Below are 22,984 nucleotides of genomic sequence, written 5' to 3'. Positions count from 1 at the left end.
GAGGCTATTTTTCATGAAAGGCAGGTGGCATCGTGAACCATCGAGCGTATTTAGCTTTAGCCATTCCTTTAACCATCTCAACGATGACCACTCCATTACTTGGAGCTGTTGATACAGCAGTTGTCGGTCAGCTTGCCAATCCCGCTTATATTGGAGGCGTCGCAGTTGGCAGTCTCATTTTCAGTACACTCTATTGGCTCTTTGGTTTTTTGCGGGTGAGTACATCTGCTTTTGCCGCTCAAGCAAACGGGGCGCAAAGTGAAGAGCAGGGTGTACTTGCTTTTCTGAGACCCTTTTTAATCGCCATCATTGTTGGCCTTTGTTTTATTGCCCTGCAATGGCCCATTATTCAATCTGCTTTTCTAGTGATCTCTCCCGCTGCGGATGTTCGGCAATTTGCAGCAGATTATTTTCATATTCGGATTTGGGGTGCGCCGTTTACCTTGATGAATTATGTGATATTAGGCTGGCTGATGGGAATGGCAAAAATGAAAGAAGCCCTCTCTTTACAAATCTTGATCAATGTCATGAATATGGTCCTTGCCCTTCTGCTTGTTCATGTGTTTTCGTTTGCAGTCAAAGGGGTGGCGGCTGCGACATTGATATCTGAATTAACCGCCTTTGTATTAGGCGCATGGATCATCATGAAGCATTCAAAAAACGGGTTCCAGATGCCTTCTATTAAGAAAATCATGGATACACAGGCAGTGCAGAAAATGTTTCATGTGAATAAAGATTTGTTTATTCGGACGATTTGTCTCCTTGTCGTGATTAACATGTTTACAGCAAAAGGTGCTTCTTTTGGAACAGAAATGCTTGCGGCCAATGCCATCTTATTTCAAATTCACTACATCATGGCTTATTTGTTCGATGGTTTTGCCAATGCATCCAGCATCCTTGTGGGCAGATCAGTTGGTGCAAATGACCGCACCCTTTATGAGAGAACCTTAACCCTTTCAAGGCAGTGGGCACTTGTCATGGCATGCGTCATTGCGTCGGTTTATTTCCTCTTAAAAGAGCCGATCTTGGGCTTGTTTACAAATCTTCCCCGGCTTCTTGATGTGACATTAGGCTATGCAGACTGGCTCGTTCTCTATCCGTTTGCCGCTTGTTTCGGTTTGGTCATATACGGCGTATTTACAGGTGCGACAGAAATTGCCCCTGTCAGAAATTCGATGCTGTTTGCGATGATCTTGTTTATCGTTGTTCAAGCAGCAGTTACGCCTATTTGGCACAATCACGGATTATGGTTTGCTTTTATCATCTATACTGTAGGACGTTCTGGCTTTTTGATGATGTACAAATCAAGGCTGGATCGGAAGCTTTTTGCAAATGAAAAACACCCTTTGCCATCGTGACAAAGGGTGTTCTTTTTCGTTCATTCGCTTTCTTTTTTCACCTTTTGATACGCCTCATCAAGGTGCTGAATTCGCTTCAAAACCACAGCATTTTTGGTCAGCTGGTCTTGTACAAGCGTTGACACCACTGAGCGGTAATAGGCATTCATGGCATGAATCTTGTCTTCATTTTGATTCATGGCGATGTGTTGTTTCAAGTTGTCAACAAAGTATGGAACGGAAAAAAGTTCAGACATGGGAATCACTCCTATTTCGTATATACGGTCCGTCAATCTTCATGTAAAATGATGAGAGGGAGGGGAGACAATGAGCCTTAATCTGCAACAAGAACAAGTATTAAAGCAGGTGCTCACACCAGAACTCAGGCAGGCCATTACATTGCTCCAGCTGAATAGCACTGAGCTTGGCGAGTATCTTGACCAGTTAGCGCTTGAGAACCCTCTGATTGAGCGGAAAGACACGGACAGCTATCAACCAGTTTATCATAAAAAATCTCAAGATCGAATGACAGAGCCGTATCGAACGCATCAAAAAGAAAGCCTGCAAATGTATTTAAAGAAGCAAGCCATTGATTTAAATCTAAGTGAAAAGAATCAAAGGATCTTTCACTTTATGATTGAGTCCATTGATTCTAATGGCTATTTAAATGAACCGGTTGACGAGATGGCAGCTGTCTTAAAGGTGTCAGCTGAAGAAGTAGAAGCCGTCCTTCATCAGCTTCAATCGCTAGAGCCTGCCGGTATTGGCGCAAGATCTTTACAAGAATGCATCCTGCTTCAGCTGAGAAGAAAAAAGGAGCGCTGGTATGAAGCCGAGCTGATCATTGATGAGCACTTCTTTCTCTTTGCAAGAAAGGCTTGGAAGGAAATCGCGGCGAAAACAGGCATTTCCATGAAAACACTTCAAGCGGTACAAGATGAGGTGTCGCAGCTTGAACCAAGACCCGGCATCCATTTCTCATACGAAGAAGACCATGTGTATATAGAGCCGGATGTGACGATTACTGTCGTGCAGGACCACATCACATTTGAGCTGAATCGGCGCGCTTTCCCAGACGTTGAAATGAATGAAGGATACTTCGCCATGATTCAAGACCGAAAGCGGCATGAAGCATATGTGTATCTAAAGGAAAAAGAGCAGCAGTACAATTGGCTTGTCCAAGCGCTGAAGCAAAGAAAACAAACGATGACCCATGTCGTTCGTGAGATTATCTTACACCAGACAGATTTTTTCCTTACAGGGAAACATAAAATGAAACCGCTTACGATGAAGCGGATCGCAGATATATTGCAAGTGCATGAGTCAACAGTCAGTCGAACGGTGAAAGGGAAAATGGTGCAAACCCCTTATGGCCTCATGGAAATGAAGCAATTTTTCCAAGCAAAGCTAGAAGGACCCTCGCTGGAAGAGGCGTCCAGCTACACAGTCAAGACGTACATCGCAGAGCTGATCCAAACGGAAAATAAGAAAAAACCGTATTCAGATCAGCAAATGATGACGCAGCTACAGCAAACCTTTGGCATCCGAGTGTCGCGCAGAACCATTGCGAAATATCGTGAACAAATGAATCTTCCATCATCTACACTGCGGAAGCGCTATGATTAAAAAGAAGTACTTGCCAGAAACATGGCAGGTGCTTTTTTAGTTGAAAGCGAGGCATACAGAAGATTTTTTGAAAATTAAATCGGGGAGACGTGTGAACGGAAATTTTGGGGTAAAGTATAAGATAGGGCATGAGCCGAAAAGGGTAGACAACAGTGATGAGGTGAGACCAATTGAAATATAAACAAATCAAAACCAAAAAAATATATGAAGAAATTGCGGATGCATTAATCGAATCGATTCGCACTGGTGAGCTTCTTCCGGGAGAAAAATTAGATTCGGTTCAATCGCTCTCAGAAAGCTTTCAAGTCAGCCGTTCCGCTGTGAGAGAGGCGCTGTCTGCTCTCAAAGCGATCGGATTAATAGAGATGAAACAAGGAGAAGGCACATATGTGAAGCAGTTCGATCCTGAACAGCTCGCATTTTCTTTATCTCCTGCATTTTTAATGAAGCAGCATGATGTCAGGCAGCTCCTTGAAGTGAGAACCATTATTGAAACAGGTGCTGTCAAAAAGGCGGCGCTGCTTCGGACGGACGATGACCTACATCAGCTGCGTGATGCACTCGAACAAATGAAGCTGGCAGAAGCCCATGAAGAAATTGGTGAAGAGGCAGATCTTACCTTCCATCTCGCCTTAGCCAAAGCCTCGAAGAATGATGTATTAAAGGTGTTAATGAATCAAGTCTCATCCTTGTTAGTAGAAACGATGCGGGAAACGAGAAAAGTCGTGTTATTCTCAACGAAAGCCTCCATTCGGAAGCTTTACGAAGAACATGAACAAATTTACAAAGCCATCGTTGCAAGGCAGCCAGAAGAAGCAGAGAAAGCGATGCTTACGCATTTGAAAAATGTAGAAAATCTGCTCGGTGATGTGCTGCAAAAACCAGCAGAACAGTCAGATACACAATAAGCTGTGCCGGATGATGGCACAGCTCTATTATTGAAGAGAAATATGTAGCTTTTTCATTCGATATTGCAGACTTTGCCTGCTCATGCCCAATAACTTTGCAGTCTGTGAAATATTATCGTCCATTTTTTCTAAGTAATGGACGATGTATTGTTTTTCGAATCGTTCCATTTGGGTTTGGAAATCAGTCGTCTGTTCTGGGCTTGTATACACAAAGGTGTCAGCAGCTGCGGTTTGCTGCAAAGAATTTGTTTGCAATTGCGCCTTAGGACGGACTTCCCCGTGCTTAAATCTAAAATGATAGGGAAGGTGATGCATGCTTAAGTCGTCTTCATCCATCATCATATTCATCCCCGCCTCAATCACATGCTCCAGTTCTCTTACATTGCCTGGCCAATGATACGCCTTAAAAAGGGCAAGTACCTCTTCATCAGCCGCTTTCACCTTCATTTGAAACAGCTCATTATATTTTTGAATAAAATGATTCACAAACGTAGGAATGTCCTCTTTTCGTTCAGAAAGCGGCGGAATAAATAAGGTGACAATACCGAGACGATAAAATAAATCCTTGCGCATACGTCCACCTGCGATTGCATCCACAGGGTCCTCATTCATATTGGCAATCACTCTTACATCAACAGCAATTTCCTTTGTGCTTCCTAGCCTTCTCACACGTTTCTCCTGTAAGACGCGCAGTAGTTTTGCTTGAAGATGAGGATTTAGTGAGTTGATCTCATCTAAAAGCAAGGTTCCTCCTTGCGCCTGCTCAAATAAGCCAGGCTGATCAGCTGCCCCCGTAAAAGCCCCTTTTTGTGTACCAAAGAGCAGACTTTCAATCAGATTATCAGGCAGTGCCGCACAATTTTGAGTAATAAAAGGTCCAGATGACCGGCTGCTGCCGTTATGAATGCTTTGAGCAAACAGCTCTTTCCCAGTCCCAGTTTCGCCAACAATGAGCACATAGGAAGAGGTGCGTGTCGCTCGTTTCGCATGCTCAATCACCTCTAAAAAGGCAGGGCTTTGTCCAATAATAGAATCGAAGGTAAAGCGGGTGCTTCCTTTTTTCTTCATATTGTGATGAATCAGCCGTTCCAGCTTGGTCACATCATTCGAAATTTCAACTGCCCCTTGAATGAGACCATCTCGAACGAGCGGGTATGTATGGTTAATCGTTGTGATTTCTTTTCCGTTGTAATTATGATACGTCTGCTTGGCATGTACGGTTTGTTTCCCGGTACGCAGCGCTTGGACAAGTGTACTGTGCATCTCATCTTGAAAGGCGAAGAAATCGAGTACATTTTTATGGAGAACATCTGAGCGTTTTAAAGACTCGATCTCCATCATTTTTTTATTATAAACAACCGTATGTCCATTCTCATCAATTGCATGAACCCCGACATCAATTAAATCGAGCATTTGTTTATATAAATCAATCTCATTTTCAAGCTTTGCGGCATGCAGATCTTTTTTCAATTGCGCCACCTCCTGACGTTACCTCTATTTTACATGAAAAATTTTGCGGTTTCCTCTAAAAAATTTGGCATATGCAAAGAAACTTTGCGTAATTAATGAAGTAGACCCCATGATCAAGCGGTCAGAAAGTTGGCACGATCCTTGCATAACATATGGATGAAGATGAACCCAATTGAAAGAAGCTACCTTACAGAAGGAGGAATAGATGATGACGACACAGACAAATGAATTGATTCAACAAACAGAGCAATATGGAGCGGCAAACTATCATCCGCTGCCAATTGTCATTTCTGAGGCTGAGGGAGTGTGGGTGACAGACCCTGAAGGCAATCGATATATGGATATGCTGAGTGCGTATTCCGCAGTGAACCAAGGACATCGCCATCCCCGCATTATTGAAGCGCTCAAAAAACAGGCAGACCGCGTGACGCTCACCTCGAGAGCCTTTCATAATGATCAGCTTGGTCCTTGGTATGAAAAAATTTGCAAACTGACGAATAAAGACATGGCACTGCCAATGAATACAGGTGCTGAGGCTGTAGAAACCGCTGTAAAAGCAGCGAGACGCTGGGGCTATGATGTGAAAGGAATCGAAGAGAATCGTGCAGAAATCATTGCGTGTGTTGGCAATTTCCATGGGAGAACGATGACGGCTGTATCTCTTTCCTCAGAAGCAGAATACCAAAGAGGTTTCGGCCCAATGCTTCCTGGAATTAAGCTAATTCCTTACGGAGATATTGAAGCGTTACGTGAAGCGATCACACCACAGACAGCGGCTTTCCTCATTGAACCGATTCAAGGTGAAGCGGGTATTGTCATGCCGCCAGAAGGCTTCTTGAAAGATGCCAAAACACTTTGTGAGCAAGAACATGTGCTGTTCATTGCGGATGAAATTCAAGTGGGGTTAGCACGAACAGGTAAGATGTTTGCGTGTGATTGGGAAGACATTGAGCCAGATATGCTGATTCTTGGGAAAGCTTTAGGCGGCGGAGTATTCCCAATCTCGTGTGTTGTAGCAAACCGCGATATTTTAGGCGTGTTTAACCCTGGTTCTCATGGGTCTACCTTCGGAGGAAATCCTCTTGCGTGTGCGGTGTCGCTTGCTGCACTGGATGTTTTAATCGACGAAAAGCTTGCAGCACGCTCTATGGAGCTTGGTGAATACTTCAAAGACAAACTGTCACGCATTCAAAGCCCTGTGATTAAGGAAGTGCGCGGGCGCGGACTATTTATAGGCATGGAGCTGACAGAGGCAGCTAGACCTTATTGTGAAAAGCTGAAGCAAGCAGGTTTGTTATGTAAGGAAACCCATGAAACAGTCATCCGTTTTGCACCACCACTGACCATTTCAAAAGCAGATTTAGACTGGGCGATTGGTCATATTGAAGCACTGTTTCAAGCTTAAATGGCAAAGGGGGAGGAAGCTTCACTTTCTCCCTTTCTTTTTCAACGAACAGCGAATTTTGTCAAAGGATGCTGAATAGAAGAGGGAAAGTGGGGAAGTGGATTTGATGCAAGAACAGCATAATGAACTAGAGCGTTCCATGAAAAGCAGACATCTCTTTATGATTGCCTTAGGCGGCGTCATCGGTACAGGGCTTTTCCTTGGGTCAGGGTTGATTATCCATCAGGCAGGACCGGGGGGAGCCATTCTATCGTTTATCATTGGCGGATTTTTAATGTATTTGGTCATGCTCTGTCTTGGAGAATTAGCAGTGGCGATGCCAACAGCCGGTTCCTTTCAGGAATATGCAACCAAATATATAGGCCCGTCCACAGGCTTTATGATCGGCTGGTTGTATTGGTTTAGCTGGGCGTGTACGATTGGTCTGGAGTTTACATCAGCAGGCATATTGCTCCAAAGGTGGTTTCCAGATATTCCGGTTTGGCTCTGGTGTCTAGCATTTAGCGTGATATTATTTGCCGTGAATGCCATCTCTGCTCGCAGCTTCGCTGAAACGGAGTTTTGGTTTTCAGCCATCAAGGTTGCGGCCATCCTATTGTTTATTATCATCGGAATTGGCGCAATTTTCGGAATGATTCATTTAAAAGGCGGAGAACCAGCCCCTTTATTTCGTCATTTGACGGATCATGGCGGACTATTTCCTAATGGTGTTTTTGCTATTTTATTAACCATGGTCACGGTCAATTTCTCCTTCCAAGGAACAGAACTTGTAGGGATCGCAGCAGGTGAGAGTGAAAGCCCTGAAAAAACATTGCCTCGATCAATACGGAATATTATTTGGAGAACGATGGTCTTTTTCGTTTTATCAATTGCGGTTCTAGCCGCACTTCTTCCATGGCAGACAGCAGGCGCTGTCGACAGTCCGTTTGTGGTCGTGCTGGACAAGGTCGGCATCCCATATGCTGCAGATATCATGAATTTTATTATCATCACAGCTGTCTTGTCTGTAGCAAACTCTGGATTATATGCATCATCACGTATGCTCTGGTCGCTTTCAAAGGACGGGAAAGGACCTGCCTTTACGAAAAAGCTGTCCAAGCGTAAAATCCCGATCAATGCATTATTGGTGACAATGGGTGTATCCGCTCTATCTCTGCTCACAAGTATTGTGGCGCCAAAAACGGTGTATGTGTGGCTTATTTCGATTTCTGGAATGGTTCTTGTTGTGGTGTGGATGTCCATTTGTTTGTCTCAATATTTCTTTAGAAAACAATTCATAAAAGACGGGGGAGATGTAAAGGATCTCGTCTTCCGTACACCGCTCTATCCATTTGTCCCACTAGCAGGCTTCATCGCATTTGGCATCGTGCTCATTAGCTTATTTTTTATCGAGGATCAGCGGATCGGTCTTTATTGCGGAATCCCGTTCATGGCTGCCTGCTACATCATTTATTATCTCAAAATCAAACCGAAGGAAGAGGCAAAGCGTTTCGCCGAAGAGGAAGGAATCCCAAAAACATAAAAGACGACTATATCAAAAAAGTGTGTATGCGGACCTCTTACGCATGCACACTTTCATTGATGAATTCATTCAATATAGAAGAAAATAAAATATTTCGAAAAGAAAAATCATAGCAAGAACCTTGATGACAAGCAGGCTATCGGTGAAAATGTGTCTATTTTTTGTCTAAATGTGTTTGTAATAGTTGAAAATGCAAGATGATCCTGTTAAAATAATTAAAGAAAGCAGGGATTGATTTTTTTTGGCTGTGGCGGGACGTTTTTTGTCACAGTGGGACGTTTTTAGTCCAACGTGAAAAGAAAGGGTCGTTAGCCATGAATCGTTTATTGGAAGCTCAAAAAAAATTATTGCCAGATCTTCTCATCGTTATGCAAAAACGCTACGACATTTTGCAGTACATCAGATTAGCTGAACCAATCGGCCGCAGAAGTCTTGCGACGAGTCTTGGTCTCAGTGAGCGCATCTTAAGAGCTGAAGTTCAGTTTTTAAAAGAACAAAATCTGCTGGATGTCAAAACGAGCGGCATGATGCTGACGAGTGAAGGCCACGCTTTGCTTGAAATGCTTGAAGGAATGATGAAAGACGTTTTAGGTTTAACCTTTTTGGAAAATACATTGAAGAGGAAGTTAGGCCTAGAAGAAGTCGTGATCGTTTCTGGTGACAGTGACGAATCCCCGTGGGTGAAGCAAGAGATGGGAAGAGCTGCTGTCCAATGTATGAAAAAAAGGTTTACTGGAAATAATATCGTCGCCGTCACTGGCGGAACGACGATGGAAGCCGTTGCCGAAATGATGACCCCTGATGCCAAAAACAGAGACATGATGTTTGTCCCTGCGAGAGGCGGTCTTGGGGAGAATGTAAAAAATCAGGCAAACACCATTTGTGCCCACATGGCTGAAAAAGCTTCCGGTACTTACAAACTGCTGTTTGTTCCAGGACAGCTGTCAGAAGGTGCTTACTCTTCCATTATTGAAGAGCCGTCAGTCAAAGAAGTGCTTCAAACGATTAAATCATCCACGATGCTCATTCATGGAATCGGTGAAGCAAAAACAATGGCGATGAGACGAAACACACCAGCTGAAGATTTAAAAAAGATTGATGAGCATGACGCAGTGACAGAGGCCTTTGGCTATTACTTTAATCGTGATGGTGAGGTCGTCCACAAAGTGCACTCCGTCGGCATGCAGCTAGATGATTTAGAAAGCATTCCACACATCATTGCTGTTGCAGGTGGATCATCAAAGGCAGGGGCCATTGAAGCTTATTTCAAAAAACCCCGCCGAACGGTTCTCGTCACAGACGAAGGAGCCGCAAAAGAGTTATTAAGGGAGTCAATTGATCCCTCAATATAAAACATTGTGACCTATAAAAGGAGGAAACATCATGGCAGTAAAAGTCGGTATTAACGGATTTGGACGTATTGGACGTAACGTATTTCGTGCAGCATTAAACAATCCTGAAGTTGAGGTAGTAGCGGTTAACGATCTAACAGACGCTAACATGCTTGCACACCTTTTACAATATGACTCTGTTCACGGAAAACTAGATGCAGAGGTTTCTGTAGACGGTACGAACTTAGTAGTGAACGGTAAAACAATCGAAGTATCAGCTGAGCGTGACCCTGCGAAATTAAGCTGGGGTAAACAAGGCGTAGAAATCGTTGTTGAATCTACTGGATTCTTCACAAAACGTGCAGACGCTGCAAAACACTTAGAAGCTGGCGCTAAAAAAGTCATCATCTCTGCTCCTGCTAACGAAGAAGATATCACAATCGTTATGGGTGTAAACGAAGACAAATACGATGCAGCTAGCCACGATGTCATCTCTAATGCATCTTGTACAACAAACTGCTTAGCTCCATTTGCAAAAGTACTTAACGATAAATTTGGTATCAAACGCGGTATGATGACAACTGTTCACTCATACACAAATGACCAACAAATTCTTGATCTTCCGCACAAAGACTACCGTCGTGCTCGTGCAGCTGCGGAAAACATCATCCCAACTTCTACAGGTGCTGCGAAAGCTGTTTCACTTGTATTGCCTGAACTTAAAGGTAAATTAAACGGTGGCGCTATGCGTGTTCCAACACCTAACGTTTCTTTAGTTGACCTTGTGGCTGAATTAAACCAAGATGTAACTGTTGAAGATGTAAATGCAGCACTTAAAGAAGCAGCTGAAGGAGAACTTAATGGAATCCTTGGCTACAGCGAAGAGCCATTAGTATCTGGTGACTACAATGGTAATGCAAACTCTTCAACAATTGATGCTCTTTCTACAATGGTAATGGAAGGCAGCATGGTGAAAGTCATTTCTTGGTACGATAACGAGAGTGGATATTCTCACCGCGTTGTTGACCTTGCAGCTTACATTGCAAAACAAGGTCTTTAATTTGTCACACTGAAGGAACTCACTTGGTTCTTTCCTATAGACACGATATAATGAAGACGGACAAGGGAAGGGGAAGCATCCCTTTCCCTTTTTCTCTGTTTTTATCCGTTCTGCACGATTTCTCGTTTTGATGAGGGCAAAATGGGAAAAGGATAAAGAGAGACTTGTCCAATGCGTAAGGAAACCAGAATAAAGGAGGATCTCCTGACGAGCATGAATAAGAAATCAGTAAAAGACATTGACGTAAAAGGTAAAGTTGTGTTCTGCCGCGTAGATTTTAACGTTCCAATGAAAGACGGAAAAGTGACGGATGATACTCGTATTCGCGCAGCATTACCAACGATTGAGTATTTAACAGGACAAGGCGCAAAGGTACTACTAGCTAGTCATTTGGGTCGTCCGAAGGGTCAAGTTACTGAAGAACTGCGTCTGACACCTGTAGCGAAACGTCTGCAAGAGCTTCTTGGACAAGAAGTGAAAAAAGCGGATGAAGCTTACGGCGACAACGTGAAAAAGCAAATCTCTGACTTAAAAGAAGGAGATGTGCTAGTGCTTGAAAACGTTCGTTTCTATCCTGGTGAAGAAAAGAACGATCCTGAACTATCAAAAGCATTTGCTGATTTAGCCGATGTGTATGTCAATGATGCGTTCGGTGCTGCACACCGTGCACATGCATCCACTGCTGGTATTGCAGCATATCTTCCGGCTGTTTCTGGCTTCCTCATGCAAAAAGAGCTTGAGGTTCTAGGAAAAGCCATTTCAAACCCTGATCGCCCATTTACAGCGATTATCGGTGGCGCAAAAGTAAAGGATAAAATCGGTGTGATTGAAAGTCTTCTTGATAAAGTGGACAACCTCATCATCGGCGGCGGACTTGCTTACACATTTGTGAAAGCACTAGGCCACGAAGTAGGAAAATCTTTATTAGAAGAAGACAAAGTCGATTTAGCGAAATCCTTTATGGACCGTGCAAAAGAAAAAGGCGTGAACTTCCTGATTCCAACAGATGTTCTGGTAGCCGACGACTTTTCAAATGATGCGAATACAAGCATTGTGCCAATCTCTGAAATTCCAAGTGATCTAGAAGCACTTGATATTGGAACAGAGACAATAGGCAAGTACGCTGATGTCATTAAAAACAGCAAACTTGTTGTTTGGAACGGACCAATGGGTGTATTTGAAATCGACGCATTCGCTAAAGGAACAAAAGCAATCGCAGAAGCACTGGCAGAAGCAAAAGATACATATTCTGTCATTGGCGGTGGAGATTCAGCAGCAGCTGTTGAGAAATTTGGTCTTGCTGATCAGATGAGCCATATTTCTACAGGCGGCGGCGCTTCACTTGAATTTATGGAAGGCAAAGAGCTTCCAGGTGTTACTGCATTAAACGATAAATAAGACCAAAACTGCTATAAGGAAGTGTCAATCATGAGAAAACCAATTATAGCTGGGAACTGGAAAATGAACAAAACACTTGGCGAAGCGGTTAGCTTCGTTGAAGAAGTCAAGTCATCCATTCCATCTCCTGACAAAGTGGAAGCAATTGTCTGTGCGCCAGCTCTTTTCCTTGAAAAGCTAAACAGCCTTTCTAACGGAACAGACCTTAAAATTGGTGCACAAAACATGCACTTTGAAGAAAATGGTGCATTCACTGGTGAAATCAGTCCTGCTGCGCTAAAAGATCTTGGCATTGGCTACTCAGTGATCGGTCATTCAGAGCGCCGTGAATTCTTCGCTGAAACAGATGAAACAGTGAACAAAAAAGCACATGCTGCATTCAAGCATGGCATCGTTCCAATTATCTGTGTAGGTGAAACGCTTGAAGAGCGTGAAGCTGGTAAAACAAATGAACTTGTCGCTGATCAAGTGAAGAAAGCACTAGCTGGTTTAACAACTCAGCAAGTTTCTGAATCTGTTATTGCATATGAGCCAATCTGGGCGATCGGTACAGGGAAATCTTCTACAGCGAAAGATGCAAACGACGTTTGTGCGCATATCCGTCAAACGGTTGCAAGCGAATATGGTCAAGAAGCGGCAGACAGCCTTCGCATTCAATATGGCGGAAGCGTGAAACCTGCGAATATTAAAGAATATATGGCAGAATCCGATATTGACGGTGCTTTGGTAGGCGGCGCAAGCTTAGAACCTCAGTCTTTCGTTCAATTATTGGAGGAAGGTCAATATGAGTAAGAAACCAGCTGCATTAATCATCTTAGATGGATTCGGTTTAAGAGGCGAAACAGTTGGTAACGCTGTTGCCCAAGCAAAGAAACCGAACTTCGACCGCTACTGGAACGAATTCCCGCATCAAACCTTAACGGCTTCAGGTGAGGCAGTAGGCCTCCCACAAGGTCAAATGGGGAACTCTGAAGTTGGGCATTTGAACATCGGTGCAGGACGCATTGTGTATCAAAGCTTAACAAGAGTGAATGTTGCCATTCGTGATGGGGAATTTGAGAAAAACGAAACGTTCCTAGAGGCAATGACTTATGCAAAAGAGAATGACAAGGCCCTTCATTTATTCGGTCTCCTGTCAGACGGCGGTGTGCACAGCCACATCCAGCATCTTTTTGCCTTGCTGAAACTAGCGAAAAAAGAAGGCTTAACAAAAGTATACATTCATGGCTTCTTGGACGGACGTGATGTTGGTCAAAAGACAGCCAAAGTGTACTTAAAACAGCTTGAAGAACAAATCAAAGAAATCGGTGTCGGAGAAGTGGCAACACTTTCTGGACGCTATTACTCAATGGACCGTGACAAACGCTGGGATCGTGTGGAGAAAGCATATCGCGCGATGGCGTATGGTGAAGGCCCAAGTTATCAAAACATCTATGATGTCGTTGATGACTCCTATGAAAATGGAATCTACGATGAATTCGTTATTCCATCTGTCATCACGAGAGAAAATGGTGAGCCAGTTGCAAAAGTAAACGACGGCGATTCTGTGATTTTCTATAACTTCCGCCCAGACCGTGCAATCCAAATTTCGAACACCTTCACAAATGAAGATTTCCGCTCGTTTGATCGCGGAGAAGCACATCCGAAGCATTTACACTTCGTCTGCTTCACACACTTCAGTGAAACGGTTGATGGCTATGTTGCCTTCAAACCAGTGAATTTGGATAACACAGTAGGAGAAGTGCTAGCGCAAAATGGATTGAAACAGCTACGGATTGCTGAAACAGAGAAATATCCTCACGTGACGTTCTTTATGAGCGGTGGACGTGAAGAAGAATTTCCTGGTGAAGACCGCATCTTGATCAATTCGCCAGATGTGGCAACCTATGACCTCAAGCCAGAAATGAGCGCTTATGAGGTAAAGGATGCACTAGTTGCAGACATCAATGCTGACAAGCATGATGCGATCATCCTGAACTTTGCTAACCCGGATATGGTTGGTCATTCAGGTATGCTTGAGCCAACAATCAAAGCCATTGAAGCAGTAGATGAATGCTTAGGAGCTGTTGTCGACGCAATCCTAGCAAAAGGCGGACATGCCATCATCACGGCAGACCACGGTAACGCAGACGTGCTGATTACTGAAGAAGGAAAGCCGCATACTGCACATACGACAAACCCTGTTCCAGTCATCGTAACGAAAAAAGGTGCAACGCTTAGAGAAGGCGGCATTCTAGCCGATCTATCTCCAACGCTTTTAGACTTACTTGGTCTTGAAAAACCAAAAGAGATGACAGGAACATCATTGATTCAGAAATAACAAATTGATTCAAAAGGAGAGAAATAACGATGCCATACATTGTTGACGTATATGCACGCGAAGTATTAGACTCTCGCGGTAACCCAACAGTTGAAGTAGAAGTTTACACAGAATCTGGCGGCTTTGGCCGTGCACTAGTACCAAGTGGTGCCTCTACTGGTGAATATGAAGCAGTAGAACTACGTGACGGAGACAAAGACCGTTACCTTGGAAAAGGTGTTCTGACAGCTGTAAACAACGTAAACGAAATCATTGCACCAGAGCTTTTAGGCTTTGATGTAACAGAACAAGTAGCGATTGACAAAATGTTAATCGAACTTGACGGAACAGAAAACAAAGGGAAATTAGGCGCAAACGCAATCCTTGGCGTATCTATCGCTGTAGCACGTGCGGCTGCTGATTTCTTACAAATTCCACTTTATCAATACCTTGGTGGATTCAACTCCAAAACGCTTCCAGTACCGATGATGAACATCGTCAACGGCGGAGAGCATGCGGATAACAACGTAGACATTCAAGAATTCATGATTATGCCTGTAGGTGCACCGAACTTCCGTGAAGCACTTCGCATGGGCGCTCAAATCTTCCATAGCCTGAAATCTGTATTAAGTGCAAAAGGCTTAAACACAGCTGTAGGTGACGAAGGTGGATTCGCTCCAAACCTTGGTTCTAACGAAGAAGCACTTCAAACAATCGTTGAAGCGATCGAAAAAGCTGGCTTCAAACCAGGTGAAGAAGTGAAACTTGCAATGGATGCTGCATCTTCTGAGTTCTACAACAAAGAAGACGGTAAATATCATTTATCAGGCGAAGGTGTTGTGAAAACATCTGCTGAAATGGTTGACTGGTATGAAGATATGGTATCGAAATACCCAATCATCTCTATCGAAGACGGCCTTGATGAAAACGACTGGGAAGGTCACAAACTATTAACTGAGCGCCTTGGCAGCAAGGTTCAGCTAGTAGGAGATGACTTGTTCGTAACGAACACGAAGAAGCTTTCTGAAGGAATCAAAAACGGCGTTGGTAACTCAATCCTAATCAAAGTAAACCAAATCGGTACATTAACTGAAACATTTGATGCAATCGAAATGGCAAAACGTGCAGGATACACAGCTGTTATCTCTCACCGTTCTGGTGAAACTGAAGACAGCACGATTGCAGACATCGCTGTTGCAACAAACGCTGGACAAATCAAAACAGGTGCTCCGTCTCGTACGGACCGTGTGGCGAAATACAACCAATTACTTCGCATCGAAGATCAATTGGCTGAAACAGCACAATATCACGGCATTGCAACATTCTATAACTTGAATAAATAATGTCAGCTATGCGCTGCGTTCCGCTCTTATAAAAGAGTGGGCGCAGCGTTTTTTTGTGTTGAATGAGATCCCGCAGCTGTTTCAATAGTCACATCCTATTTTTGTAAAAAGTCGTCCTTCAGTCAGAGGGAAAGTGAGAAGATCCACCATTTATAAGCAATAGATCATGAAAAATCGACTAAAAATATGATCTGAAATGAACTTATGCTTTCTGTAAGGGGGTGGTATCATTTTACATATATTAGGGGGTGATGAGATGCTGAATCCTTTTAGCCTTCGTTTTCCAGTAGGTGTGTATATGTATATTCTCCACCTACTGGCGGCATATGATGAAAGGAAGCAACGAATTCTAACTTCTAAGAATGTACAGAAAAACGCATTTTGGATTTATGTCCTTGCCGCTATATTGGGCATTATTTCACTTGGAGCATTGATTTGGGCATGTAAGACCTTTGGACAGGGCTCCAAATTTTTAGGAGAGTTCAAATTATTAGGCATGTACGTTAAAATCCAATGCGGGTTCTAACAGGGATGAGAACAGATGCAAGGTCATCTGTTCCATCTGAAACAAACGGAGGGATATGATGCTGACATTACAATTACAAGAAAAAACGTATAGCCGCACCTTCTCTCTCCGCCATATACAAATGAACGTGGAGAAAGGCCAGATGATGCTTCTTTTAGGGCATAATGGTGCAGGAAAGACAACGATGATTCAAGCTATGTTTGGGCTGACGCCATTTACTGGCTACGTTTCCTTACATGGTGAACAGCTGAACCTTCGATCCTCAGCACATATTTCCCTGTTGAAAAAACATGTTTCCTATATTCCTGACGATCATGCGTTGTTTGATTATTTAACACCGAGGGAATACTTTCAATTACTTCAGCTGCCACATGAGCAAGATGTCACTCGAGAAGAGACCTTCACCGATTTGTTTGAGCTGAGTCCGTATATGGATCAGCCAATCGCTCAGCTGTCCCATGGCAATCAAAAGAAAACACAGATCATTTCGCAGCTTCTCAGACCGTGTGATTATTATGTGTTCGACGAGCCAACGAACGGACTTGATCCAGATATGATGATCATCTTAAAAAAGGTGCTCATGAAGCTGAGAGATCAAGGCGCTGGCATCCTGATTTCAACTCATCATTTGAGTTTTGGTGATACATTATATGATCATCTCATGATCTTAAGAAATGGTGACGTCAAGCTGAATATGTCCCGCCAAGAAACGAATGAGACATTTCCTCATCAGGCACTTGAAGAGATTTATAAAGAAGTAAATCGAGATTACTATATGCAGGTGGAGAGGTTACTCAATGATTTGGACACGACACGTTCTTCATAAAATAGAGTGGGGCATGCTGACAACGAAAGGAAAGCAACTTGGAAAAAAGTATCCTTTGCAGCTGCTCTCAGCTGCCGTTTTTCTCTTGCTCATCTATGCGATATACGTTGTCATCAGCCTGCGCTTTTACATGCAGGCAGGTGAAAGTGAGCCAGCTGCGCTATATCTCCAATTTGTCAAAATGTCGCTCTTACTATTAGGAGCAGGGATTGTGTTATCCCGCAATAAACTGAAGCGCCAAGAATATCAATTCTACTTTTTGAACAGTGCGATACAAAGTGTACCCTTTGTCCATTGTGCGTATTTCTTTCCAGTGCTTTTTTGCTTCCTCATGGCTGGATTGCTTTTTTTACCGATTGTATTAGGTCTTTTGATCACGGGTGTCACCCCATCTCTGTATTGGATCATCGCTGTTTGCATCACATGCGGCATATTGGCACTTTATACGCTCTCTTCATGGATGCTAATGAGGATCGGTGTAAGTTATTTCGTATCAAAAACAAAGGAGCATTTACTGCTACAAACAATCGGCTTTGCGGCACTTCAAGTACTCATATATCTTCTTTTTCAAAAAGCAGTGGAGATGATCCATGTATGGCCGGCTGTCTATCTGACGTTGCTGGTAATTCTTCTAAGCTCTGGCTGGCTATGGGTAAAGGGCTTAGCAGCTTGCTATGTTCATCAAATGTTTTTGCAGCTGAAAACAGAGGTAAAGTCATTTTCTTACCAGAAAATTAGGACGTACTCTTCCTTTCTGACGCATGTGCGGCAGGAAATGGTCTATTTCATCCGATCAACTGTTTTTAAAGAACAAGGCATTTTGTTCCTCTTTCTCGTTTGTTTGACGATTGGGCTGCCATTTGTTTTTACACCGGAAGAAACTGGCTGGCTGTATGCCTTTATTGTGCAGTTTGCGTTAAAGGAAATATTGATCATGCTTCCGCTGATGATTGGCAGAGAATATCATATCAATCAACGGGCCATCTTTATGTTAAATACATCAAAGGGTGCGTATATATTGCCAAGAATTTTATTTTATTACACAATCAATTTACTCATTTATTTTGTGTATATTGGCCTTGCTTATTTGGTGATCGGTATTGAAAGTGAAGGTCATGGCTTGGCGAGTTTGTCCATTTTATTCATGACCGTCATGGCAGCCTGTACGGGATTTGTCGTGAAAATCAGTGATTTTAATAAACTGTTTGTCATCGTGATGATGATTGCTGTATTCAGCTTCATCGATATGCTTTTATTAGAGTGGCTGTCAGCTCATATGTTTCTTCTTGCCACCGCTTATCTGCTTGGGTCACTTGCCTTTTTCAGTTGTATATATGCTGTGATGTTAAAAAGGCCGATATTGCGATGATGGGGCTTGTCATTAGTTTACTAGCGGTTGTGCTTATTCATGAACTCGGTCATATGCTGATGATCATGGTGTGTAACAAAGTCGAAAAAAGGCCGCTCTTTGATTTTGTGGTAACGATTGATTGGAAGCATGTGGCGATCGTCCATGAGACATTTGCCCGGCCGAGCTTTAATCTGATGGTGGCACTTGCAGGTCCGCTGTTTCCGGTACTCTGCTCAATTGTGCTTTTATTAACGTGGAAGCATTCGGTTAGTCATCAGCTGCTGTTTTTTTCTTTACTGAACACTGTGATGCTGCATCCAGCTTGCCCAGACGGGAAAAATATCACAGTCAGTTTAAAAGAGATGAAGGAGAGAAAGAGATGATCAAAGTATTTCATTCGTTTTCTAGCGGCTTAACACTTGCGATGCTGTATATATTTGCTGTGTTTATGACCCCTGTCTTTTTACTACTGTTAGAGGTCAATCATATCGAATCAAGTCCAACGCTGTTTGGTATGCCATTTTATATTATGAAAATTGAAGAGTATCAATTCAGCTCTGAGGCGACGCTTTTTGGATGCGTTGTCTGCTTTTTAGCCGGCGCTGTGCTTTACTTTTTCATTCAATATGTGATTCATGCTATGAAGAAACGAAGAGCATAAAAAAAGCAGGCTGAACAAATAGTCAGTCTGCTTGAAATGTGAGAGACAGCCGTACCATATCCATACACTGAATCCCGTTTTCATAAATTGGTTCATCATAATGCTTAAGGAAGAAATCGCGATCGATCGACGTTAGACGGAAGCCGCATTTTTGATAAAGTGCGAGCTGCTGAATACTCGAGTTGCCTGTGCCGATTTCAATCGTATGAAAACCAGTGGCTTTCGCTTCAGCGATCGCATGGCGGATCAGCTGCTTCCCAATTCCCCTTCCTTGCCATGACTCCTTCACAGCAACATTCATGATTTCCACTGAATGCTGAGAGAGCGATGATAGCACATAGACACCAATCACTTCCTGTTCATGAAAGGCGGCATAACAAGAGCCGGATTGTACATAAGCAAGAACCTTTTCCTTTGAAGGATCAGCTAATAGTAAAAGATCCATCGGGAGAGATTGATCATGAGATAATGGCCGAATCTGTATCACACTTTTTCATCCTTTCTATTCTTTTATATACCCTTGTTTCACGCCCCAATGTTTTAACATCACAAGGGAATATTCACATCAGAATGGCAGACACTATGCAAAAAGGAGGGTGTCTGTTGATTTCCTTTATGATTCATGTTGTCGTCTCATTATTTGCTGTATCAAACCCCATAGGAAACGTACCTCTTTTCATCACCTTAACAGAGGGCTATACAGAGAAAGAGCGCTCCCAGACAGCCAAAAAAGCCATCGTGGTCTCTTTTATTATTTTGATTGCCTTTCTATTGGCAGGCAGGCTCATTTTCAAACTGTTTGGAATTGATATTCATGCACTTCGCATCGCTGGCGGTATTTTTATTTTTGGTATCGCTTACAATTTACTGAATGCAAAAGAATCACACGTCCAAAATCCTCATTCGGAGGAAAAGGCAGAAAGCAAAGAGAAGTCAGATATCTCCGTTACGCCGCTCGCCATTCCGATCATCGCTGGTCCCGGTACAATCGCTACAGTGATGAGTTTAACCCCGGGAAGTCAAGGGATGCTCCACATGTTTGCGATTCTAATCGGCATTGTCATCGTTCTTGCCATGACGTATTATGCCTTTCATTATTCAAGTTTTATTATGCGAAAAATGGGGAAAACAGAGATGAATGTCGTGACGCGTTTGATGGGATTAATTCTGGCTGTAGTGGCAGTTGAAATGATCGGCGCAGGCTTAAAAGGGATGTTTCCGATGTTTATGTCATAAGTGTATATAAAAAAGCTGTTTTTTTCTACAATGATGTAAAATAAAACAGCTTTTTTTAAGGTTTCGGCACATGCTTAAATACTTCTTCACTTTCAAAGAACTCAATTAAGCGGCTAATCCAATCATAGTAATCAAGACTTTCCTTGATTTCTGAAAGAAGCAGATTGATTTTATCCTCTGTTTCTTCTGGTAAATCTTCCTGTTCAAGCAGCTCTTGCAATTCCTTGCACGTTTTCTTATGTGCTTTACGGTTTTTACTGACAACACGTGTCCAATTGGCTGCAAACAATGAAATAAACGTTTGGTATTGATCTTGCTCAACGTCATAAAGATCTTTACGTATTCCTTTTTCATAAACCTTTTCCGCAATATTTAAATCGAGCATTTCTCGAACGACTTGACTCATCCTCGTTTTGCTCATGCCGGTCGCCTCTGATAGCTCTTCCAGCGTCATTGGTTTACGGTTCATGTGAATGATACCAAGCACTCTACCCACTGTAGAAGAAAGACCAAAGGCATTCATGTTTTCTGCAGCTTTTTCAATATAATGATCCTGTGCTTTTTGAATGGCGCCTAGCGCTTGCTTGTCCACTCCCCGCTTCATCCCTTCACGACTGACAATTTGTAACACAATATATCATATACCTGTTTGTTGATGAAAACAATAAATATTGAGTAATTGCTAGTAATTTGGAGGAAAAAGGAGAGATATCTAGATATTACGGCGTTAACTGAAAATTTTATATAAATGTTATGCAATACAAACACATCATAAACTTTTTATTTTATAAAGTTTGCACTATAATTAATAAGGTGTAAATTTTCTGAATATATAGATCCAACTAATTGGAGGTGTCTCATTTGCTGAAACTAGAGAATGTATCTAAGACGTATAAAGGCGGAAAAAAAGCTGTCAAAAATATTGATTTAGACATAGCAAAAGGAGAATTTATTTGTTTTATTGGACCGAGTGGCTGTGGTAAGACCACAACCATGAAGATGATCAACCGACTCATCGAACCTTCCTCAGGAAACATTTTTATCGAGGGAGAAAATATTATGAAAAAAGATCCAGTTCAATTAAGAAGAGAAATCGGTTATGTGATTCAGCAAATTGGACTGTTCCCCCATATGACCATCGCGCAAAACATCTCACTTGTGCCGAAGCTCTTAAAATGGCCGGAAGAAAAACGGAAAGAACGAGCACGCGAACTGCTGAAGCTCGTCGACATGGGCCCAGAATTTTTAGAGCGCTATCCTCATGAACTCAGTGGAGGACAGCAGCAGCGCATCGGAGTTCTTCGCGCACTGGCAGCAGAACCCCCTCTGATCCTCATGGACGAACCATTTGGTGCACTTGATCCAATTACACGAGATACATTGCAGGAAGAATTTAAGAAATTGCAAAAAACGTTAAATAAAACCATCGTATTCGTCACACATGACATGGATGAAGCGATTAAACTGGCTGACCGAATTGTGATTTTAAAAGATGGAGAGATTGTCCAAGTAGGCACACCAGAAGATATTTTGCGTAACCCAGCCAACGAGTTCGTTGAAGAATTCATCGGAAAAGAACGCCTGCTTCAATCAAATCCGAATATGGAACGTGTAGAACAAATGATGAACACGTCACCAGTCACCATTACAGTCGAACAAACGTTGACTGATGCCATCTATATCATGAGAGAAAAGCGGGTCGATTCCTTGCTTGTAGTAGATGAACATGATGTGTTAAAAGGCTATATCGATATTGAAACAATTGATGCGAACCGCAGAAAAGCGGCTTTCGTTGGTGAGATCTTAAATACAGAGTTCTATACTGTACAAGAAGGCGCACTTCTCAGAGACACCGTTCGGAAAATCTTAATACGCGGTATTAAATATGTACCGGTTGTCGATGCCAAAGGGCATTTAAAAGGCATTGTGACACGGGCAAGTCTTGTAGATGTTGTGTACGACTCCATTTGGGGAGACGATACGCCAGCGTCTGCCATTGAAATGAACTAAGGGAGGTGGACACATGGATCAAATCATCGATTTTCTAGAGAAAAATGGTGGGGAACTCCTCACAAAAATGTGGGAGCATTTATATATTTCCTTAATTGCTGTCGTGCTAGGAATTATCGTTGCCGTTCCTTTAGGCGTCGTTCTCACGCGAATGAAACGAGGCGCAGGTTTTGTCATCGGTGTCGTGAATATCTTTCAAACACTCCCTAGTTTAGCGATTCTTGCATTTTTTATTCCTATTTTGGGGGTTGGGAAAATACCTGCAATCGTTGCTCTCTTTTTCTATTCGGTATTGCCTATTTTGAGAAATACGTATGCCGGCGTCCAAGGTGTGAACAAAAATCTGCTTGAATCCGGTAAAGGGATCGGCATGACGACATGGGAACAAATTCGTCTCGTGGAACTTCCGCTTGCTGTACCGATCATTATGGCAGGTGTCCGAACGTCAACGATTTATTTAATTGGCTGGACAACACTTGCTGCTTTTATCGGTGGAGGCGGTCTTGGTGACTACATTTTGATTGGACTTCAGCTATACCAGCCGGAATACATTATTGCAGGTGCCATCCCAGTCACCATTTTAGCGGTCATCATTGACTTTACATTGATGAAGCTGGAGAAAAAAGTAACACCAGAAGGCTTAAAAGGATTGAAGGAAGTTTCATAAGGAGTTGG

Annotated in this window: 23 protein-coding genes; 19 read left to right on the top strand and 4 right to left on the bottom strand. The window is 42.8% G+C overall.

Going from position 1 to position 22,984, the window contains the following annotated elements; genetic code table 11:
• The first annotated feature begins 32 nt into the window (after positions 1–32).
• Positions 33–1,358 (top strand): MATE family efflux transporter, encoded by a 1,326-nt coding sequence (locus MKZ05_RS15575; RefSeq protein ID WP_113387378.1) that lies wholly within the window; start codon positions 33–35, stop codon positions 1,356–1,358.
• Positions 1,359–1,378: 20 nt separating this feature from the next.
• On the opposite strand, the gene yvfG is transcribed toward MKZ05_RS15575, so the two are convergent.
• On the bottom strand, positions 1,379–1,594 hold the full coding sequence (yvfG, locus tag MKZ05_RS15570; RefSeq protein WP_003213121.1) for a protein YvfG: 216 nt from the start codon (positions 1,592–1,594) through the stop codon (positions 1,379–1,381).
• Between the two features lie 70 nt (positions 1,595–1,664).
• Here yvfG and rpoN point away from each other — a divergent pair, with 70 nt between their 5' ends.
• Together rpoN and MKZ05_RS15560 are read left to right on the top strand one after the other, a co-directional pair.
• Positions 1,665–2,963 carry an RNA polymerase factor sigma-54 gene (gene rpoN / locus MKZ05_RS15565; protein ID WP_339160498.1) on the top strand — a complete coding sequence of 433 codons (1,299 nt, stop codon included), beginning with the start codon at positions 1,665–1,667 and terminating at the stop codon, positions 2,961–2,963.
• 170 nt (positions 2,964–3,133) lie between these two features.
• Entirely contained in the window at positions 3,134–3,871 is a 738-nt protein-coding gene (locus tag MKZ05_RS15560; RefSeq protein ID WP_003213412.1) for a FadR/GntR family transcriptional regulator, read from the top strand.
• A 27-nt stretch (positions 3,872–3,898) separates the two neighbouring features.
• Here MKZ05_RS15560 and MKZ05_RS15555 read toward each other — a convergent pair whose 3' ends face one another.
• Positions 3,899–5,341 carry a sigma 54-interacting transcriptional regulator gene (locus MKZ05_RS15555; protein ID WP_339160496.1) on the bottom strand — a complete coding sequence of 481 codons (1,443 nt, stop codon included), beginning with the start codon at positions 5,339–5,341 and terminating at the stop codon, positions 3,899–3,901.
• Between the two features lie 208 nt (positions 5,342–5,549).
• On the opposite strand from MKZ05_RS15555, the gene MKZ05_RS15550 reads away from it, so the two are divergent.
• The 13 genes from MKZ05_RS15550 to MKZ05_RS15490 all read left to right on the top strand — a co-directional run bounded on the left by MKZ05_RS15550 (position 5,550) and on the right by MKZ05_RS15490 (position 19,063).
• Complete coding sequence (locus tag MKZ05_RS15550; protein ID WP_212045554.1) at positions 5,550–6,746, top strand: ornithine--oxo-acid transaminase; 1,197 nt, start codon at positions 5,550–5,552, stop codon at positions 6,744–6,746.
• 106 nt (positions 6,747–6,852) lie between these two features.
• A complete protein-coding gene (locus tag MKZ05_RS15545) occupies positions 6,853–8,268 on the top strand; it encodes an amino acid permease (RefSeq protein WP_003213035.1) in 1,416 nt (471 codons plus the stop codon).
• Positions 8,269–8,582: 314 nt separating this feature from the next.
• Entirely contained in the window at positions 8,583–9,620 is a 1,038-nt protein-coding gene (locus tag MKZ05_RS15540; RefSeq protein WP_003212739.1) for a sugar-binding transcriptional regulator, read from the top strand.
• Positions 9,621–9,651: 31 nt separating this feature from the next.
• Positions 9,652–10,659 carry a type I glyceraldehyde-3-phosphate dehydrogenase gene (gene gap / locus MKZ05_RS15535; RefSeq protein ID WP_003212811.1) on the top strand — a complete coding sequence of 336 codons (1,008 nt, stop codon included), beginning with the start codon at positions 9,652–9,654 and terminating at the stop codon, positions 10,657–10,659.
• Between the two features lie 213 nt (positions 10,660–10,872).
• The gene (locus MKZ05_RS15530; RefSeq protein ID WP_003213359.1) at positions 10,873–12,057 is read left to right on the top strand and encodes a phosphoglycerate kinase; all 1,185 of its coding nucleotides are present in this window, start codon (positions 10,873–10,875) and stop codon (positions 12,055–12,057) included.
• A gap of 30 nt (positions 12,058–12,087) precedes the next feature.
• Complete coding sequence (gene tpiA, locus MKZ05_RS15525) at positions 12,088–12,849, top strand: triose-phosphate isomerase (protein ID WP_106029339.1); 762 nt, start codon at positions 12,088–12,090, stop codon at positions 12,847–12,849.
• Positions 12,842–14,377: a 2,3-bisphosphoglycerate-independent phosphoglycerate mutase gene (gene gpmI / locus MKZ05_RS15520; RefSeq protein ID WP_050944194.1), complete on the top strand. Its 1,536-nt coding sequence runs from the start codon at positions 12,842–12,844 to the stop codon at positions 14,375–14,377. Before tpiA ends, gpmI begins: the two co-directional genes overlap by 8 nt.
• A gap of 29 nt (positions 14,378–14,406) precedes the next feature.
• Positions 14,407–15,699 (top strand): phosphopyruvate hydratase, encoded by a 1,293-nt coding sequence (gene eno, locus MKZ05_RS15515; RefSeq protein ID WP_003212752.1) that lies wholly within the window; start codon positions 14,407–14,409, stop codon positions 15,697–15,699.
• 256 nt (positions 15,700–15,955) lie between these two features.
• On the top strand, positions 15,956–16,225 hold the full coding sequence (locus MKZ05_RS15510; protein ID WP_034620133.1) for a hypothetical protein: 270 nt from the start codon (positions 15,956–15,958) through the stop codon (positions 16,223–16,225).
• A 58-nt stretch (positions 16,226–16,283) separates the two neighbouring features.
• On the top strand, positions 16,284–17,051 hold the full coding sequence (locus MKZ05_RS15505; protein WP_050944189.1) for an ABC transporter ATP-binding protein: 768 nt from the start codon (positions 16,284–16,286) through the stop codon (positions 17,049–17,051).
• Positions 17,023–18,420, top strand: coding sequence for a hypothetical protein (locus MKZ05_RS15500; RefSeq protein WP_050944187.1), 1,398 nt, complete (start codon positions 17,023–17,025; stop codon positions 18,418–18,420). The genes MKZ05_RS15505 and MKZ05_RS15500 overlap by 29 nt, the downstream gene beginning before the upstream one ends.
• Positions 18,417–18,785 carry a hypothetical protein gene (locus MKZ05_RS15495; RefSeq protein WP_050944185.1) on the top strand — a complete coding sequence of 123 codons (369 nt, stop codon included), beginning with the start codon at positions 18,417–18,419 and terminating at the stop codon, positions 18,783–18,785. Before MKZ05_RS15500 ends, MKZ05_RS15495 begins: the two co-directional genes overlap by 4 nt.
• Positions 18,782–19,063: a hypothetical protein gene (locus MKZ05_RS15490; RefSeq protein ID WP_003213050.1), complete on the top strand. Its 282-nt coding sequence runs from the start codon at positions 18,782–18,784 to the stop codon at positions 19,061–19,063. Before MKZ05_RS15495 ends, MKZ05_RS15490 begins: the two co-directional genes overlap by 4 nt.
• A 22-nt stretch (positions 19,064–19,085) precedes the next feature.
• Here the strand turns inward: MKZ05_RS15490 and MKZ05_RS15485 are convergent, their stop codons facing one another.
• Positions 19,086–19,550 carry a GNAT family N-acetyltransferase gene (locus MKZ05_RS15485; protein ID WP_050944183.1) on the bottom strand — a complete coding sequence of 155 codons (465 nt, stop codon included), beginning with the start codon at positions 19,548–19,550 and terminating at the stop codon, positions 19,086–19,088.
• Positions 19,551–19,666: 116 nt separating this feature from the next.
• On the opposite strand from MKZ05_RS15485, the gene MKZ05_RS15480 reads away from it, so the two are divergent.
• On the top strand, positions 19,667–20,299 hold the full coding sequence (locus MKZ05_RS15480) for an NAAT family transporter (protein WP_212045550.1): 633 nt from the start codon (positions 19,667–19,669) through the stop codon (positions 20,297–20,299).
• A gap of 55 nt (positions 20,300–20,354) precedes the next feature.
• On the opposite strand, the gene MKZ05_RS15475 is transcribed toward MKZ05_RS15480, so the two are convergent.
• Positions 20,355–20,891: a GbsR/MarR family transcriptional regulator gene (locus MKZ05_RS15475; protein WP_012011291.1), complete on the bottom strand. Its 537-nt coding sequence runs from the start codon at positions 20,889–20,891 to the stop codon at positions 20,355–20,357.
• 269 nt (positions 20,892–21,160) lie between these two features.
• Here MKZ05_RS15475 and MKZ05_RS15470 point away from each other — a divergent pair, with 269 nt between their 5' ends.
• On the top strand, positions 21,161–22,309 hold the full coding sequence (locus MKZ05_RS15470) for a betaine/proline/choline family ABC transporter ATP-binding protein (RefSeq protein WP_003212926.1): 1,149 nt from the start codon (positions 21,161–21,163) through the stop codon (positions 22,307–22,309).
• A 13-nt stretch (positions 22,310–22,322) separates the two neighbouring features.
• Positions 22,323–22,976 (top strand): ABC transporter permease, encoded by a 654-nt coding sequence (locus MKZ05_RS15465; RefSeq protein WP_003213477.1) that lies wholly within the window; start codon positions 22,323–22,325, stop codon positions 22,974–22,976.
• Positions 22,977–22,984: the final 8 nt, after the last annotated feature.

Origin of the sequence: Bacillus sp. FSL M8-0277 (genome assembly GCF_037975305.1) — a bacterium.
GTDB classification, from domain to species: Bacteria; Bacillota; Bacilli; order Bacillales; family Bacillaceae; genus Bacillus; species Bacillus pumilus.
Note: the sequence above shows the minus strand (reverse complement) of the source record. Positions and strands in the feature narration are given on the sequence as shown.

Coding starts and splice junctions, on each gene's coding strand:
- MKZ05_RS15505 (WP_050944189.1), top strand. CDS start 16,284: ATGCTGACATTACAATTACAAGAAAAAACGTATAGCCGCACCTTCTCT.
- MKZ05_RS15540 (WP_003212739.1), top strand. CDS start 8,583: ATGAATCGTTTATTGGAAGCTCAAAAAAAATTATTGCCAGATCTTCTC.
- MKZ05_RS15545 (WP_003213035.1), top strand. CDS start 6,853: ATGCAAGAACAGCATAATGAACTAGAGCGTTCCATGAAAAGCAGACAT.
- MKZ05_RS15510 (WP_034620133.1), top strand. CDS start 15,956: ATGCTGAATCCTTTTAGCCTTCGTTTTCCAGTAGGTGTGTATATGTAT.
- gpmI (WP_050944194.1), top strand. CDS start 12,842: ATGAGTAAGAAACCAGCTGCATTAATCATCTTAGATGGATTCGGTTTA.
- eno (WP_003212752.1), top strand. CDS start 14,407: ATGCCATACATTGTTGACGTATATGCACGCGAAGTATTAGACTCTCGC.
- tpiA (WP_106029339.1), top strand. CDS start 12,088: ATGAGAAAACCAATTATAGCTGGGAACTGGAAAATGAACAAAACACTT.
- rpoN (WP_339160498.1), top strand. CDS start 1,665: ATGAGCCTTAATCTGCAACAAGAACAAGTATTAAAGCAGGTGCTCACA.
- yvfG (WP_003213121.1), bottom strand. CDS start 1,594: ATGTCTGAACTTTTTTCCGTTCCATACTTTGTTGACAACTTGAAACAA.
- MKZ05_RS15550 (WP_212045554.1), top strand. CDS start 5,550: ATGACGACACAGACAAATGAATTGATTCAACAAACAGAGCAATATGGA.
- MKZ05_RS15465 (WP_003213477.1), top strand. CDS start 22,323: ATGGATCAAATCATCGATTTTCTAGAGAAAAATGGTGGGGAACTCCTC.
- MKZ05_RS15495 (WP_050944185.1), top strand. CDS start 18,417: ATGATGGGGCTTGTCATTAGTTTACTAGCGGTTGTGCTTATTCATGAA.
- MKZ05_RS15530 (WP_003213359.1), top strand. CDS start 10,873: ATGAATAAGAAATCAGTAAAAGACATTGACGTAAAAGGTAAAGTTGTG.
- gap (WP_003212811.1), top strand. CDS start 9,652: ATGGCAGTAAAAGTCGGTATTAACGGATTTGGACGTATTGGACGTAAC.
- MKZ05_RS15500 (WP_050944187.1), top strand. CDS start 17,023: ATGATTTGGACACGACACGTTCTTCATAAAATAGAGTGGGGCATGCTG.
- MKZ05_RS15490 (WP_003213050.1), top strand. CDS start 18,782: ATGATCAAAGTATTTCATTCGTTTTCTAGCGGCTTAACACTTGCGATG.